Annotated in this window: 14 protein-coding genes; 3 read left to right on the top strand and 11 right to left on the bottom strand. The window is 72.0% G+C overall.

The annotated features are described in order from the left end of the window. Positions 1-39: 39 nt before the first annotated feature. The 6 genes from OG386_RS28610 to hrcA all read right to left on the bottom strand — a co-directional run bounded on the left by OG386_RS28610 (position 40) and on the right by hrcA (position 5,529). Positions 40-945: a ribonuclease Z gene (locus OG386_RS28610; protein WP_266596585.1), complete on the bottom strand. Its 906-nt coding sequence runs from the start codon at positions 943-945 to the stop codon at positions 40-42. A gap of 3 nt (positions 946-948) precedes the next feature. Further along, the gene (locus OG386_RS28605) at positions 949-1,308 is read right to left on the bottom strand and encodes a histidine triad nucleotide-binding protein (protein WP_189736867.1); all 360 of its coding nucleotides are present in this window, start codon (positions 1,306-1,308) and stop codon (positions 949-951) included. Positions 1,309-1,381: 73 nt separating this feature from the next. Beyond that, positions 1,382-2,128 carry a 16S rRNA (uracil(1498)-N(3))-methyltransferase gene (locus OG386_RS28600; protein ID WP_328790485.1) on the bottom strand — a complete coding sequence of 249 codons (747 nt, stop codon included), beginning with the start codon at positions 2,126-2,128 and terminating at the stop codon, positions 1,382-1,384. Then, on the bottom strand, positions 2,125-3,216 hold the full coding sequence (locus OG386_RS28595; RefSeq protein WP_328790484.1) for a nitronate monooxygenase: 1,092 nt from the start codon (positions 3,214-3,216) through the stop codon (positions 2,125-2,127). The genes OG386_RS28600 and OG386_RS28595 overlap by 4 nt, the downstream gene beginning before the upstream one ends. 156 nt (positions 3,217-3,372) lie before the next feature. Beyond that, complete coding sequence (dnaJ, locus tag OG386_RS28590) at positions 3,373-4,512, bottom strand: molecular chaperone DnaJ (RefSeq protein WP_030010180.1); 1,140 nt, start codon at positions 4,510-4,512, stop codon at positions 3,373-3,375. Further along, positions 4,513-5,529 (bottom strand): heat-inducible transcriptional repressor HrcA, encoded by a 1,017-nt coding sequence (hrcA, locus tag OG386_RS28585; RefSeq protein WP_328790483.1) that lies wholly within the window; start codon positions 5,527-5,529, stop codon positions 4,513-4,515. A gap of 146 nt (positions 5,530-5,675) precedes the next feature. On the opposite strand from hrcA, the gene OG386_RS28580 reads away from it, so the two are divergent. After that, on the top strand, positions 5,676-6,401 hold the full coding sequence (locus OG386_RS28580; RefSeq protein ID WP_328790482.1) for an MBL fold metallo-hydrolase: 726 nt from the start codon (positions 5,676-5,678) through the stop codon (positions 6,399-6,401). Between the two features lie 28 nt (positions 6,402-6,429). Continuing rightward, a complete protein-coding gene (locus OG386_RS28575; RefSeq protein ID WP_328790481.1) occupies positions 6,430-7,230 on the top strand; it encodes a DUF3097 domain-containing protein in 801 nt (266 codons plus the stop codon). Between the two features lie 175 nt (positions 7,231-7,405). On the opposite strand, the gene hemW is transcribed toward OG386_RS28575, so the two are convergent. The 3 genes from hemW to lepA all read right to left on the bottom strand — a co-directional run bounded on the left by hemW (position 7,406) and on the right by lepA (position 12,837). Beyond that, positions 7,406-8,638, bottom strand: a complete 1,233-nt coding sequence (hemW, locus tag OG386_RS28570; protein WP_328790480.1) for a radical SAM family heme chaperone HemW — start codon at positions 8,636-8,638, stop codon at positions 7,406-7,408. Positions 8,639-8,843: 205 nt separating this feature from the next. Further along, the gene (locus tag OG386_RS28565) at positions 8,844-10,736 is read right to left on the bottom strand and encodes an AMP-dependent synthetase/ligase (protein ID WP_328790479.1); all 1,893 of its coding nucleotides are present in this window, start codon (positions 10,734-10,736) and stop codon (positions 8,844-8,846) included. Between the two features lie 235 nt (positions 10,737-10,971). Continuing rightward, on the bottom strand, positions 10,972-12,837 hold the full coding sequence (gene lepA, locus OG386_RS28560; RefSeq protein WP_030384650.1) for a translation elongation factor 4: 1,866 nt from the start codon (positions 12,835-12,837) through the stop codon (positions 10,972-10,974). Positions 12,838-13,092: 255 nt separating this feature from the next. On the opposite strand from lepA, the gene rpsT reads away from it, so the two are divergent. Further along, positions 13,093-13,359 carry a 30S ribosomal protein S20 gene (rpsT, locus tag OG386_RS28555; RefSeq protein WP_030384651.1) on the top strand — a complete coding sequence of 89 codons (267 nt, stop codon included), beginning with the start codon at positions 13,093-13,095 and terminating at the stop codon, positions 13,357-13,359. A 198-nt stretch (positions 13,360-13,557) separates the two neighbouring features. On the opposite strand, the gene OG386_RS28550 is transcribed toward rpsT, so the two are convergent. Both OG386_RS28550 and holA read right to left on the bottom strand, forming a co-directional pair. Continuing rightward, positions 13,558-13,950, bottom strand: a complete 393-nt coding sequence (locus tag OG386_RS28550; protein WP_328790478.1) for a hypothetical protein — start codon at positions 13,948-13,950, stop codon at positions 13,558-13,560. Positions 13,951-13,962: 12 nt separating this feature from the next. Then, a complete protein-coding gene (holA, locus tag OG386_RS28545; RefSeq protein WP_328790477.1) occupies positions 13,963-14,955 on the bottom strand; it encodes a DNA polymerase III subunit delta in 993 nt (330 codons plus the stop codon). Between the last annotated feature and the right edge of the window lie 60 nt (positions 14,956-15,015).

The raw sequence follows: 15,015 nt of genomic DNA, 5'->3' as shown, positions 1-15,015 counted from the left end.
TGGGCCGGGACCGGGACGGGCCCTGCCGGGACCGCGCCGTCAGCCCCGCTTGGGCAGGGGCACCCGCACCAGGTCCGCGGCCACCGTGAGCTCGCCCTCGAAGCCGGCCGCGCGGGCCTGGCGCTCGAACTCGGCCGGGTCGGTGTAGCGCTGCGAGAAGTGCGTCAGCACCAGGTGCCGCACGCCCGCGTCCCGCGCCACCCGCGCCGCCTGGCCGGCGGTCAGGTGCCCGTGGTCGGTGGCCAGCCGTTCGTCCTCGTCGAGGAAGGTCGACTCGATCACCAGCATGTCGCAGCCCTCGGCCAGCGCGTCCACGCCCGGGCAGAGCCGGGTGTCCATGACGAACGCGAACCGCTGTCCGGGCCGGGGCTCGCTGACCTCGTCCAGGGTGACCTCGCCGAGCCGGCCCTCGCGCTGGATCCGGCCCACGTCCGGCCCCTTGATCCCGTGCCGTGCGAGCAGCTCGGGCACCATGCGGCGCCCGTCGGGCTCGGTGATCCGGTAACCGAAGGACTCGACCGGGTGCGAGAGCAGCCGGGCCTCCAGGACGTACGAGGACCCCTGCGCGAGCACGCCGTCCGCCGCCACCGGCTCCTCGCGGAGCGGGACGGTCTCCCGGTAGGCCGTGGCGTACCGCAGCCGGTCGAAGAACTTCTGCCCCGAGGCCGGGTAGTGCGCGGTGACGGGGTGCGGGACCTGGTCGAGGTTGATCCGCTGGATCACCCCGGCGAGGCCGAGGCTGTGGTCACCGTGGAAGTGGGTGATGCAGATCCGGTTGATGTCGTGCGCGGCCACCCCGGCGCGCAGCATCTGGCGCTGGGTGCCCTCGCCCGGGTCGAAGAGGATGCCCTCGCCGTCCCAGCGCAGCAGGTAGCCGTTGTGGTTGCGGTGGCGGGTGGGCACCTGGCTGGCCGTGCCCAGCACCACGAACTCTCGTACGGACACGTGCTATCCGGGGGGCCACTGGAGGCCGCGGCCGCCGAGGACGTGCGCGTGGGCGTGGAAGACGGTCTGCCCGGCGCCGGAGCCGGTGTTGAACACGACCCGGTAGCCGTGTTCGACGATCTTCTCGTCGAGGGCGACCTGGCCGGCCTCGCGCAGTATGTCGGCGGCGACGCCCGGCTCGGCCTCCACGAGGGAGGCCGCGTCCGCGTAGTGCACCTTGGGGATGACGAGCACGTGCGTGGGCGCCTGCGGGTTGATGTCCCGGAAGGCGACCGTGGTCTCGGTCTCCCGTACCACGGTCGCGGGGATCTGCCCCGCGACGATCTTGCAGAACAGGCAGTCGGCCTGCGGTTCCCCGGCCATTGCTTCGCCTCCCGTGACGGTGATCAGTCCGGGCATCGTATCCAGCCGGACGCCTGCCGCGGGCGCGGTCGCCTCAGGACCAGCGGCCCGTGCGGGCCAGCAGCACCGCCGTGGCCGCCGTCCCGGCCGTGGAGGTCCGCAGGACGGAACGGCCCAGGCGGTAGGGGTGGGCCCCCGCGGCGGCGAAGACGGCCAGCTCCTCCGGGGAGACACCGCCCTCCGGGCCGACCACCAGCACGACGGAACCGGCCTTCGGCAGCTCCGCCGTGGCCAGCGCCCCGGACGGGGTGTCGCGGTCCTCGTGGAGCACCATCGCCAGGTCGGCGCCGGCCAGCAGCGCCGCCACCTGCTTGGTGGACATGGCCTCGGCCACCTCCGGAAAGCGCACCCGGCGGGACTGCTTGCCCGCCTCCCGGGCCGTGGCCCGCCACTTGGCCAGGGACTTGGCCCCGCGGTCGCCGCGCCACTGCGTGATGCAGCGCGAGGCCTGCCAGGGCACGATCGCGTCCACGCCGGTCTCGGTCATCGTCTCGACGGCCAGCTCGCCCCGGTCCCCCTTGGGAAGCGCCTGGACCACAGTGATCCGGACCTCCGGCTCCGGCTCCTCAGCGATGGTGTGCAGGTCCGTGACGACCAGCCGGTCCTTGCCCTCGACGGCCTTGACCACGCCCTCCGCCCAGTGGCCGCGCCCGTCCGTGAGGACCACGTCCTCGCCCGGGTTCAGCCGTTTCACGGACACCGCGTGCCGGCCCTCCGGGCCGTCCAGGACGAACTCCGGCCCCGCGGGGACCTCTTCCACCACGAACACCGGGGCGGTCATGACGCACTCCTCATCTGCATTGCCTTCAACGTGCTCTGCGCCTGGGCCAGTTCGGCCGCCAGCACCTCCACCAGCTCCCCCGCCGGCAGCGGTCGCGCCAACCGGTGCCCCTGGCCCGCCCACAGGGCCATGCCCTGCGGGTCCCCGGCCGCGGCGGCGGCCTTGCGCAGCCCCGAGGTCAGGTGGTGGACCTGCGGGTACGCGGCCGGGGCGTACGGCCCGTGCTCGCGCATGAAGCGGTTCACCAGCCCCCGCGCCGGCCGTCCGGAGAAGGCCCGGGTCAGCTCGGTGCGGACGAACAGCGGGTCCGTCAGCGCCTTCTTGTGGACCGGGTGCGCCCCCGATTCCGGGCAGGCCAGGAAGGCCGTCCCGAGCTGCGCCGACTCCGCGCCCGCCGCCAGCAGGGCCGCGATCTGCGCGCCCCGCATGACCCCGCCCGCCGCGATGATCGGGAGCGCCACGGCCTCCCGCACCTGGGCCACCAGCGCGAGGAGGCCCACGGTCGCCGTGCCGTCGATCTGCGGGTCGTCCCGGTGGGTGCCCTGGTGACCGCCGGCCTCGGCGCCCTGGACGCAGACCGCGTCCGCACCGGCGCGCTGGGCGCTGCGGGCCTCCTCGGCGGAGGTCACCGTGACGACGGTGTACGTACCGGCCTTGCGCAGGGCCGCCAGGGCCGCGAAGGCGGGACAGCCGAAGGTGAACGAGACCACCGGGACCGGGTCTTCGAGGAGGATGGCGAGCTTGGCGTCGTAGCCGTCGTCGCTGGTGCCGATGATGTCCTCGTCCGCGAGCGAGATCTCGTACCAGCTGGCCTCGCCGGCCAGCTGCCCGCGGTAGGCCTCCACGGCGGCCGGATCGACGTAACCGGTCTGCGGCATGAAGAGGTTGACGCCGAAACGGCGCCGGGTCAGCGCGCGCACCTGCTTGATCTCCTGGTACATCCCGTCGGCGGTCTTGTAGCCGCCGGCCAGGAAGCCCAGTCCACCCGCCTCGCACACGGCGGCGGCGAGCGCGGGGCAGGAGGCGCCGCCCGCCATGGGAGCCTGCACGATCGGGTACGGGGAGAGACCGTTCGGTGCCGAGGACATGGACTGCATCGTGCCACGTCCGGCGCATGGGGCCGAATCATGGCATTCGCCTGGCATAGTCCGCTTCCCGACCGGCCTCCGGCCGACGCCGGGCCGATGCGACGAGCCCGGCCGGGGAATCCCCAGGCCGGGCTCGTGACGGTGGATCGCGGTCGGTCAGCGACCGTTGAAAGCGTCCTTCAGGCGGCTGAACAGACCCTGCTGACCCGGCGCGAACTGACCCATCGGCCGCTCCTCGCCGCGCAGCTTCGCCAGCTGGCGGAGCAGGTCCTCCTGCTGGGCGTCCAGCTTGCCCGGGGTGGTGACCTCGACGTGCACGATCAGGTCGCCGCGTCCGCCACCGCGCAGGTGGGTGACGCCGCGCCCGTGCAGCGGGATCGCCTGGCCGGACCCGGTGCCGGGCCGGATGTCGATCTCCTCCAGTCCGTCCAGCGTCTCCAGCGGGCACTTGGTGCCCAGTGCGGCCGCCGTCATCGGAATGGTGACCGTGCAGTGCAGGTCGTCCCCGCGCCGCTGGAAGGTCGGGTGCGCCAGCTCGTGGATCTCCACGTACAGGTCGCCGGCGGGGCCGCCGCCGGGGCCGACCTCGCCCTCGCCCGCGAGCTGGATCCGGGTGCCGTTCTCGACGCCGGCCGGGATCTTGACCGTGAGGCTGCGGCGGGAGCGGACCCGGCCGTCGCCCGCGCACTCGTGGCACGGGGTCGGGACCACGGTGCCGAAGCCCTGGCACTGCGGGCAGGGGCGCGAGGTCATGACCTGGCCCAGGAAGGACCGGGTGACCTGCGAGACCTCACCGCGGCCGCGGCACATGTCACACGTCTGCGCCGAGGTGCCGGGAGCGGCGCCCTCACCGGAGCAGGTGTTGCAGACGACGGCCGTGTCGACCTGGATGTCCTTGGTCGTCCCGAAGGCCGCCTCGTCCAGTTCCAGGTCCAGGCGGATCATCGCGTCCTGGCCGCGCCGGGTCCGCGAGCGCGGGCCGCGCTGCGAGGCCTGGCCGAAGAAGGCGTCCATGATGTCGGAGAAGTTGCCGAAGCCACCCGCTCCGAAGCCGCCCGCTCCGCCGCCACCGCCCGAGGAGGACAGCGGGTCGCCGCCGAGGTCGTAGACCTGCTTCTTCTGCGGGTCCGACAGCACCTCGTAGGCCGCGTTGATCTCCTTGAAGCGCTCCTGCGTCTTCGGGTCCGGATTCACGTCCGGGTGGAGTTCACGCGCGAGGCGCCGGAAGGCCTTCTTGATCTCGTCCTGCGATGCGTCGCGGCGCACGCCGAGAACGGCGTAGTAGTCCGTGGCCACTTACGACTCCGCCAGGATCTGTCCGACGTAACGTGCCACTGCGCGTACCGCTCCCATCGTTCCGGGGTAGTCCATGCGGGTCGGTCCGACCACGCCGAGTTTGGCGACTGCTTCGCCGCCCGAACCGTAACCGACCGAGACGACCGACGTGGAGTTCAGTCCCTCGTAGGCGTTCTCGTGCCCGATCCGTACGGCCATTCCCGACTCGTTGGCCTCGCCCAGCAGCTTGAGGAGCACGACCTGCTCCTCGAGTGCTTCGAGCACCGGCCTGATCGTCAGGGGAAAATCGTGTCCGAAGCGGGTGAGATTGGCGGTACCGCCGATCATCAGCCGCTCTTCGGCTTCCTCGACCAGGGTTTCGAGGAGTGTCGCGAGCACCGTGGAAACCGTGCCGCGGTCCTCGGCCTCGAAGGATTCGGGGAGGTCCTGGACGAGCGGGGGTACATCGGTGAAGCGGCGCCCGACGACCCGGCTGTTGAGCCGGGCCCGCAGGTCCGCCAGCGAGGTCTCCCCGAAGGGGCTCGGGCAGTCGACGAGCCGCTGCTCGACCCGCCCGGTGTCCGTGATCAGTACGAGCATCAGGCGCGCGGGAGCGAGCGAGAGCAGCTCCACGTGCCGGACGGTCGACCGGGTCAGGCTCGGGTACTGGACGACGGCGACCTGCCGGGTGAGCTGCGCGAGCAGCCGCACCGTGCGGCCGACCACGTCGTCGAGGTCGACGGCGCCGTCGAGGAAGTTCTGGATGGCCCGGCGCTCGGGCGACGACAGCGGCTTGACCCCCGCCAGCTTGTCGACGAAGAGCCGGTAGCCCTTGTCGGTGGGGATCCGGCCGGCGCTGGTGTGGGGTTGGGCGATGTAGCCCTCGTCCTCCAGCACGGCCATGTCGTTGCGCACGGTGGCGGGCGAGACGCCGAGCCGGTGCCGCTCCGTGAGCGCCTTGGAGCCGACCGGCTCCTCCGTCCCGACGTAGTCCTGGACGATGGCGCGCAGCACTTCGAGTCTGCGTTCGCTGAGCATCGCGCACACCTCCAGCTGTGGTCCGTTGCCGTCTTCTGCCGTGTTCGTTGGCACTCTGATCGTTCGAGTGCCAGAGAGCCCCCGCTCAGTGTACGGCCGGGCGGTAAGCCCCTGGCAAGGGAGGCCCGCCAGGGTAGCGTCGCGGCATGGACGTGCATTGGGAAGGGTCGGGCTGGGAACGGCTGACCGGACGGGCCGGCCGGCGGCGGCTGCCGGTGTGGGACTGCACCGTGGGGCTGGTGGTGGGCGAGGATTCGGTCCTTCTGATCGACCCCGGTTCGTGTGTGCGCGAGGGCGCGCAGGTACGGGCCGAGGCGGAGCGGCTGACGGGCCGGCACGTGACCCATATCGCATTCACGCACGGTCATTTCGATCACGTCCTGGGCGCGGCCGCCTTCACCGGGGCCGAAGTGTTCGGGGCGGTCGGGCTGGACTCGCTGCTGGCGGCGGAACGCGAGGAGCTGCGCGAGGACGCGGTCCGGCAGGGGCTGGCGGAGGCCGAGGCGGCGGAGGCGGTGGACCTGCTGGTGCTGCCCCGGCATTCGGTGTCGGGCGAGTGGACGCTGGAACTGGGTGGCGTACAGGTGCTGCTGGCCAATGTGGGGCCCGGGCACAGCGGGCACGACCTGGCCGTCTTCGTACCGGGCGAGCGCGAGGTGGTCTTCTGCGGGGACCTGGTCGAGGAGTCGGGCGAGCCCATGGCGGGCCCGGACGCCACCCCCGGGCAGTGGCCCGCCGCCCTGGACCGGCTGCTGTCACTGGGCGGGGACGACGCACTGTACGTACCGGGTCACGGAGCGGTGGTCGGGGCGGAGTTCGTCCGTGCGCAACGCGCCACACTGGCGGCCCGTTTCGGCGTGTCGGAGGCGTGACGCGCGCGGCTCTCCTACTGTCGGCCGGATGCGCGAGTACTCCCCCGACCTGACCCCGCAGTGGAAGCGACCCAAGGCCGTGCCCGAGGTGGCGGCCGACCGGGACCTCGTGGTCGAGGTCGCCGGTACGGACTTCTGCGGCGCGGTGGTGGCCTGCGAGGCGGGCACGGTGACCCTGGAGGACCGCTTCGGCAAGCGGCGGGTCTTCCCGATGGAGCCGCGCGGGTTCCTGCTGGACGGCGAGGTGGTCACCCTGGTCCGGCCCGCGCGCGGGCCCGCGGGGCCGCGCCTGACGGCCTCGGGCTCGCTGGCCGTGCCCGGGGCGCGGGCGCGGGTGGCGCGGGCGGGCCGGATCTACGTCGAGGGCCGGCACGACGCGGAGCTGGTGGAGCGGGTCTGGGGTGACGACCTGCGGATCGAGGGCGTCGTGGTGGAGTACCTGGAGGGCATCGACGACCTCCCGGCCGTCGTCGCCGACTTCGCCCCGGCCGCGGACGCCCGCCTCGGCGTCCTGGTCGACCACCTCGTGCCGGGTTCGAAGGAGTCCCGCATCGCGGCGTCGGTGAGCTCGCCGGACGTCCTGATCGTGGGTCACCCGTACGTGGACGTCTGGCAGGCCGTGAAGCCGTCCGCGCTGGGCATTCCCGCGTGGCCGGTGGTCCCGCCCGGCCAGGACTGGAAGACGGGCATCTGCCGGGCCCTGGGCTGGCCGGAGAACACGGGCGCTGCCTGGCAGCACATCCTGTCCCGGGTGACGTCCTACAAGGACCTGGAGCCGACGCTCCTGGGCTCGGTGGAGCACCTCATCGACCACGTCACGGCCCCGTAGCCCACCCCAGCCCGGCCGACCCCTGACAGGCCCCGCCGCAGCCCTCCGAGCCCCGCCGGCGTTTGAGGCGCACTTTCAGCCCCGCCGGCGCTTGAGGCGCACCCACCCAGCCCCGCCGGCGCTTGAGGCGCGGGGGTCCGGGGGCAGCGCCCCCGGCAACGGCGCCGCAGGCTGGTCAGTCCACCAGGTCCCGGACCACCGCGTCGGCCAGCAACCGCCCCCGCAGGGTCAGCACGGCCCGCCCGGCCTCGTACGGCGCGGCGTCCAGCAGCCCGTCCGCCAGGGCCTTGCGGGAGGCCGCGAGCCCGGCCGGGGCCAGCAGGGTCAGCGGGACGCCGTCCACCAGCCGGAGCTCCAGCAGGATCCGCTCCACCCGCCGGTCCTCCTCGGAGAGGAGCTCGCACCCCGCGCCGGGGGAACGGCCCTCGGCCAGGGCCGCGGCGTACGCGCCCGGGTGCTTCACGTTCCACCACCGCACCCCGCCCACGTGCGAGTGCGCGCCCGGCCCCGCGCCCCACCAGTCGGCGCCGCGCCAGTACAGCTCGTTGTGCAGGCAGCGCCCGGCCTCCGAGGTGGCCCAGTTCGAGACCTCGTACCAGGAGTACCCGGCCTCGGCCATGACCGAGTCCGCGATCAGGTACCGGTCGGCGTGCACGTCGTCGTCCGTCATCGGAACCTCGCCGCGGCGGATGCGCCGCGCCAGCTGCGTGCCCTCCTCGACGATCAGCGCGTAGGCGCTGATGTGGTCCGGCCCGGCGCCCAGCGCCGCCGAGAGGGTCGCCCGCCAGTCCTCGTCCGACTCCCCGGGCGTGCCGTAGATCAGGTCGAGGTTGACGTGCTCGAAGCCCGCCGCCCGCGCCTCCGCGACGCACGCCTCGGGGCGCCCCGGCGTGTGGGTGCGGTCGAGCACCTTCAGGACGTGCTGCTTGGCGCTCTGCATGCCGAAGGAGACCCGGTTGAAGCCCCCGGCGCGCAGCTCGGCCAGGTACTGCGGGTTCACCGACTCCGGGTTGGCCTCGGTGGTGATCTCGGCGTCCTCGGCCAGGCCGAATTCGTCCCGGATGGCCGCGAGCATCCGTACGAGGTCCCCGGCGGGCAGCAACGTGGGCGTGCCGCCGCCCACGAACACCGTCCGTACGGCCCTCGGGTCGTCCCCGAGCACCTTCCGCGCGAGGCGGACCTCGTCGATCAGGGTGTCGGCGTAGTTCTCCCGGGAGGCGAGCACACCGCCGGTGCCCCGCAGCTCGGTGGCCGTGTAGGTGTTGAAGTCGCAGTACCCGCAGCGCGTGGCGCAGTACGGGACGTGCAGGTAGAACCCGAGCGGCCGCTCCCCCGCGCCCGCCAGGGCGTGCGACGGCAGCGCGCCGTCTTCGGGCATGGGTTCACCGTCGGGGAGTGCGGAAGGCATGCACCCATCATCCCGCACGGGAACGGCCCCGCCGTCGTCACGTCCGACCCCGCCGGCGTCCCGTCCGACCCCGCCGGCGTTTGAGGCGCGGGGTCCGGGGCGGAGCCCCGGGAGCCGGCTCGCGGCCGACACCCCGGGGCCGCCCGGGAACGGCGGGGTCCGCGGGGCGGTCCGCCGCCCCGCCCCGCCGGGCCCGCGGCAGGCGCTACGCCTCGCGGGACCCCTCGTACATCTCCTCGATCAGGTGCTTGAACTCACGCTCGACCACCGGCCGCTTCAGCTTCAGGCTGGGCGTGAGGTCGCCGTGCTCGACGTCGAGGTCGCGCGGCAGCAGCCGGAACTTCTTGATCGTCTGCCAGCGCTGCAGGCCCTCGTTCAGGGTCTGTACGTACGTCTCGATCAGGCGGTTGGTCTCCGGCGCCGCCAGGACCTGTCCGTACGTCTTGCCCTCCAGCCCGTTCTCGGCCGCCCAGGTCAGGATCGACGGCTCGTCGAGGGCGATCAGCGCCGAGCAGAAGTTCCGGTCGGCGCCGTGCACGACGATCGTCGACACGTACGGGCAGATCGCCTTGAACTGGCCCTCGATCTCCGCCGGGGCGACGTACTTGCCGCCCGAGGTCTTGATCAGGTCCTTCTTGCGGTCGGTGATGCGCAGGTAGCCGTCGGCCGACAGCTCGCCGATGTCGCCCGTGTGCAGCCAGCCGTCGGACTCCAGGACCTCGGCGGTCTTGTCGGGCTGCCGGTGGTAGCCCTGCATGATGCCGGGGCCGCGCAGCAGGACCTCGCCGTCGTCGGCGATGCGGACCTCGGTGCCGGGGAGCGGCTTGCCGACCGTGCCGGTGCGGTAGGCCTCGCCCGGGTTGACGAAGGAGGCCGCGCTGGACTCGGTCAGGCCGTAGCCCTCCAGGATGTGGACGCCCGCGCCGGAGAAGAAGAAGCCGATCTCGGGGGCCAGGGCGGAGGCGCCGGAGACGGCGGCGCGCAGCTTCCCGCCGAAGGCCTCGCGGAGCTTGGAGTAGACGAGCGCGTCGGCGATCTTGTGCTTGGTGGTGAGGCCGAAGGGGGCGGTCGCCTGGCCGGTGCGGCGGAAGTTGTCCTGCGTGACCTTCGCGTACTCGCGGGCGACGCCGACCGACCACTGGAAGATCTTGTACTTGGCTCCGCCGGCGGCGCGGGCCTTGGCGGCCACGCCGTTGTAGACCTTCTCGAAGATGCGCGGGACGGCGGCCATGTACGTCGGCTGCACGACCGGCAGGTTCTCGATGATCTTGTCGATCCGGCCGTCGACGGCGGTCACGTGCCCGGCCTCGATCTGGCCGGAGGTCAGCACCTTGCCGAAGACGTGGGCCAGCGGCAGCCACAGGTACTGGACGTCCTCCTTGCCGATCAGACCGGTGGCGACCATGGCCTTGGCCATGTACGACCAGTTGTCGTGCGGCAGCCGGACGCCCTTGGGGCGGCCGGTGGTGCCGGAGGTGTAGATGAGGGTGGCGAGCTGGTCGGAGGTGATGGCCGCGACCCGCTCGTTGACCGCCTCGGGGTGCTTGGCGAGGTACTCCTTGCCGCGCGCCTCCAGCTCGGCGAGGGAGAGGACCCAGCCCTCGGGGTCGCCCTCGGCGGCGATCGCGTCGTCGGCGTCCAGGACGACGACGTGGGCGAGCCGCGGCAGCTCGGCGCGGCGCTCGCGCGCCTTCGCCAGCTGCTTGGCGTCCTCGGCGATGAGCACCCGGCTCTCGGAGTCCGAGAGGATGAACGCCGACTCGTCCGCGTTGGTGCTGGGGTAGATCGTGGTGACCGCACCGCCCGCGCACATCACGCCGAGGTCGGAGAGGATCCAGTCGACCCGGGTGTTGGAGGCGAGCGCGACGCGCTCCTCCGTTTCCAGGCCGAGGGAGATCAGCCCGGCGGCGATGGCGAACACCCGCTCGGCCGCCTGGCCCCAGCTGAGTGATTTCCAGTCGTCGGCGCCGCCCTGGCCGCCGGCCGCCGGTACCGGGTACCGGTAGGCCTCGTCGTTCGGCGTCGCTGCGACGCGCTCAAGGAAGAGCACCGCCACGGTGGGCGGGCGGTTCTCGAGATAGGTCTGTGTGTCGCTCACGACATCCTCCGGACCGATCCACGCGGTAGTGCGTGGGCGTGGGGCGCTGGGGAGCGCTGGGGACTGGCGGGTATGCAGCCGGTGGCTTTTTAAACTGGCGAGTAACCGTCGAGCAGTGATCAGACTAGAGCGCGACCGGCGCGTGCGTAAGGGCCCGCGAGCGGCCGCTTCATAACGAAACAGGCCCCCGCACCTGAGTGCGGGGGCCTGTCTGCGTCGGGTGACGGCGGGGCTGCTACTTCTTCTTGCCGCCGGACTCGTCACTGGAGAGGACGGCGATGAAGGCCTCCTGCGGGACCTCCACGGAGCCGACCATCTTCATCCGCTTCTTGCCTTCCTTCTGCTTCTCCAGCAGCTTCCGCTTACGGGAGATGTCACCGCCGTAGCACTTGGCGAGGACGTCCTTGCGGATGGCGCGGATGGTCTCGCGGGCGATGACGCGGGAGCCGATCGCGGCCTGGATCGGCACCTCGAAGGCCTGCCGCGGGATGAGCTCGCGCAGCTTGGCCACGAGGCGCACGCCGTAGGCGTAGGCGGCGTCCTTGTGCGTGACGGCGGAGAAGGCGTCGACCTTGTCGCCGTGCAGCAGGATGTCGACCTTGACCAGGCTGCCGGACTGCTCGCCCGTGGGTTCGTAGTCCAGGGAGGCGTAACCGCGCGTCTTGGACTTCAGCTGGTCGAAGAAGTCGAAGACGATCTCCGCGAGGGGGAGGGTGTAGCGGATCTCGACCCGGTCCTCGGAGAGGTAGTCCATGCCGAGGAGCGTGCCGCGGCGCTGCTGGCACAGCTCCATGATCGCGCCGATGAACTCGGTGGGCGCGAGCACGGTGGCCCTGACGACCGGCTCGAACACGTCCGAGATCTTGCCCTCGGGGAACTCGCTCGGGTTGGTGACGGTGACTTCCTTGCCGTCCTCCATGACCACCCGGTAGACCACGTTGGGCGCGGTGGCGATCAGGTCGAGGCCGAACTCGCGCTCGAGGCGCTCACGGACCACGTCCAGGTGGAGCAGGCCGAGGAAGCCGACGCGGAAGCCGAAGCCGAGCGCCGCCGAGGTCTCCGGCTCGTAGACGAGCGCGGCGTCGTTGAGCTGGAGCTTGTCCAGCGCCTCGCGCAGGTCCGGGTAGTCCGAGCCGTCGAGCGGGTAGAGGCCGGAGAAGACCATCGGCCGCGGGTCCTTGTAGCCGCCGAGGGCCTCGGTGGCGCCGTTGTGCAGGCTGGTGATGGTGTCACCGACCTTGGACTGACGGACGTCCTTCACGCCGGTGATGATGTAGCCCACCTCGCCGACGCCGATGCCGTCGGACGGGGTCATCTCCGGGGAGGAGACGCCGATCTCCAGCAGCTCGTGGGTGGCGCCGGTGGACATCATGCGGATGCGCTCGCGCTTGTTCAGCTGCCCGTCGACCACACGGACGTACGTGACGACGCCACGGTACGAGTCGTAGACGGAGTCGAAGATCATGGCGCGGGCCGGGGCGTCCTTGACGCCGACCGGGGCCGGAACCGTGGCGACGACCTTGTCGAGCAGCGCCTCGACGCCGAGACCGGTCTTCGCCGAGACGCGCAGCACGTCCTCGGGCTGGCAGCCGATCAGGTTCGCCAGCTCCTCGGCGAACTTCTCCGGCTGGGCGGCCGGCAGGTCGATCTTGTTCAGGACGGGGACGATCGCGAGGTCGTTCTCCATCGCCAGGTACAGGTTGGCGAGGGTCTGCGCCTCGATGCCCTGGGCGGCGTCCACGAGGAGGACGGTGCCCTCGCACGCGGCGAGGGAACGGGAGACCTCGTAGGTGAAGTCGACGTGCCCGGGGGTGTCGATCATGTTGAGGATGTGGGTGTTGCCCTGACCCTCGCCCGTGGTGGGAGCCCAGGGCAGCCGGACCGCCTGGGACTTGATCGTGATGCCGCGCTCACGCTCGATGTCCATGCGGTCGAGGTACTGGGCGCGCATCTGCCGCTGGTCGACCACACCGGTGATCTGGAGCATCCGGTCGGCAAGGGTCGACTTGCCGTGGTCGATGTGCGCGATGATGCAGAAGTTGCGGATCAGCGCCGAGTCGGTACGGCTCGGCTCGGGCACGTGGCTGGGGATCGCGGGCACGCAGTGTCCTGATTCTCGGTCGCAGTCGGAAGCGTTTGCGGAGCGTCGGTCGGAGCGAGGGTCCGGCTCCCGTCGCTGTCGGCGGCGCGATGTCGGATCTCTACGCAGACTCCCATGGTCCCATGGACGGGGCAGTGCGCTCGGTTTGGGCCGCCCGCAGCGTGCCTGGTAGCCTGGGCAGCTGTGTCTCGTATGCCCTCTCAGCTGTCGAGGCACAATCCGAAGATCAAACTCTGAACCTGAAAAGGCTCTTTCGTGGCGAACATCAAGTCCCAGATCAAGCGGAACAAGACGAACGAGAAGGCGCGCCTGCGCAACAAGGCCGTCAAGTCCTCGCTCAAGACCGCGATCCGCAAGGCCCGCGAGGCCGTCGTCGCCGGTGACGTCGAGAAGGCCACCGTGGCTTCTCGCGCTGCCGCGCGTGCGCTCGACAAGGCTGTCTCGAAGGGTGTCATCCACAAGAACGCCGCCGCCAACAAGAAGTCGGCGCTGGCCACCAAGGTTGCCTCCCTGCAGGGCTGAGCTCCCTGATGTGATCGCCGGAAGGGACCCAGCGGGCCCTCTCTCCCGCTCCTGACCGGCACCCCGCTCCGCACACGAAGCGTTCGCCACGCGGGTGCGGAGCAATCCAGAAGTAACCCGAAGGCCCCGGCCTCCGCCCTTCCCCAGGGCGGTTGCCGGGGCCTTCGTGCTGCCCGGGGGGCCTCACCCCGGGCGGGCTCAGTCGTAGATGTGCTGGGGCGGTACGCGGTGCGGCAGGGGCCTGCGCCAGTCGCCCTCGCGGGCGACGAGGATCCGGCGGGCCAGGGTGCGCACCTCGCTCCAGGCGGGCTCGGCGGTCAGCGACCGGGCCCACAGGCCGGCGCGGCCGCGGACGTCGGCCTCGCCGAGGATCCGGCCGATGGCCCGGAGGTCCTGCAGGGCCTCGGGGGCGAGGGTCCCCCGCTCCGCCATCCCCTCGGCCAGGTGGAGGACGAAGTCGGCGTCGTCGGTGACAGGGACGCTCTTCACCCCGTGCTCACCGGCCCAGGCCAGTTGATCCGTGGCATCGGCGGCGAGGACGCCCAGCAGCCTCGCGATCCAGCGCTCCCAGTAGTCGGCATCGTCATACATGCGGGGTCCGGGCTAACGGCGCTGGGGACGGGCCGCGCGGGCCACCGCGACGACGGCCTTCTCCAGGGCGTACTCGGGGTCGTCGCCGCCGCCCTTGACCCCGGCGTCGGCGGCGGCCACGGCGCGCAGGGCGTCCGAGACCCCGTCCGCCGACCAGCCGCGCATCTGCTGGCGGACCCGGTCGATCTTCCACGGGGGCATGCCCAGGTCCCGGGCGAGGTCGCCGGGGCGGGCTCCGCGCGGGGCGGAGGCGAGCTTGCCGATCGCGCGGACCGCCTGGGCCAGGGCGCTGGTGATCAGGACCGGCGCCACCCCGGTGGACAGGGACCAGCGCAGGGCTTCGAGCGCCTCGGCCGCGCGCCCTTCGACCGCCCGGTCGGCGACCGTGAAGCTAGAGGCCTCGGCCCGGCCGGTGTAGTAGCGGGCGACGACGGCCTCGTCGATGGTGCCCTCGACGTCGGCGCACAGCTGCGCGGCGGCGCTCGCCAGCTCCCGCAGGTCGCTGCCGATCGCGTCCACCAGGTTCTGGCAGGCTTCCGGGGTCGCCGACCGGCCGAGCGTGCGGAATTCGCCCCGCACGAAGGACAGCCGGTCCGCGGCCTTCGTCATCTTCGGGCAGGCGATCTCGCGCGCGCCCGCCTTGCGCGCGGCGTCCAGCAGGCCCTTGCCCTTGACCCCGCCCGCGTGGAGGAGGACCAGGATGATCTCCTCGTAGGGCGCGGCGAGGTAGGCCTTGACCTCCTTGACCGAGTCGGCGGACAGGTCCTGCGCGTTGCGCACGACCAGCACCTTGCGCTCGGAGAAGAGCGAGGGGCTCGTCAGCTCGGCGAGCGTGCCGGGCTGGAGCTGATCGGAGGCGAGGTCGCGGACGTCCGTGTCGGCGTCGGCGGCGCGGGCGGCCGTCACCACCTCGCGCACGGCACGGTCGAGCAGCAGCTCCTCCTGCCCCACCGCGAGGGTGAGCGGGGCAAGCGGATCGTCGGTGGAGTTCTTCCTGGTGGCCATCGGCTCCAGCATCCCACGCCGCACTGACAGCCCCCCGCCCCGCGTGCCCGAGAATGGTCG

The sequence above is a fragment of the Streptomyces sp. NBC_00273 genome, from assembly GCF_036178145.1.
GTDB lineage: Bacteria > Actinomycetota > Actinomycetes > Streptomycetales > Streptomycetaceae > Streptomyces.
This window is presented reverse-complemented; position numbering and strand designations above follow the sequence as displayed.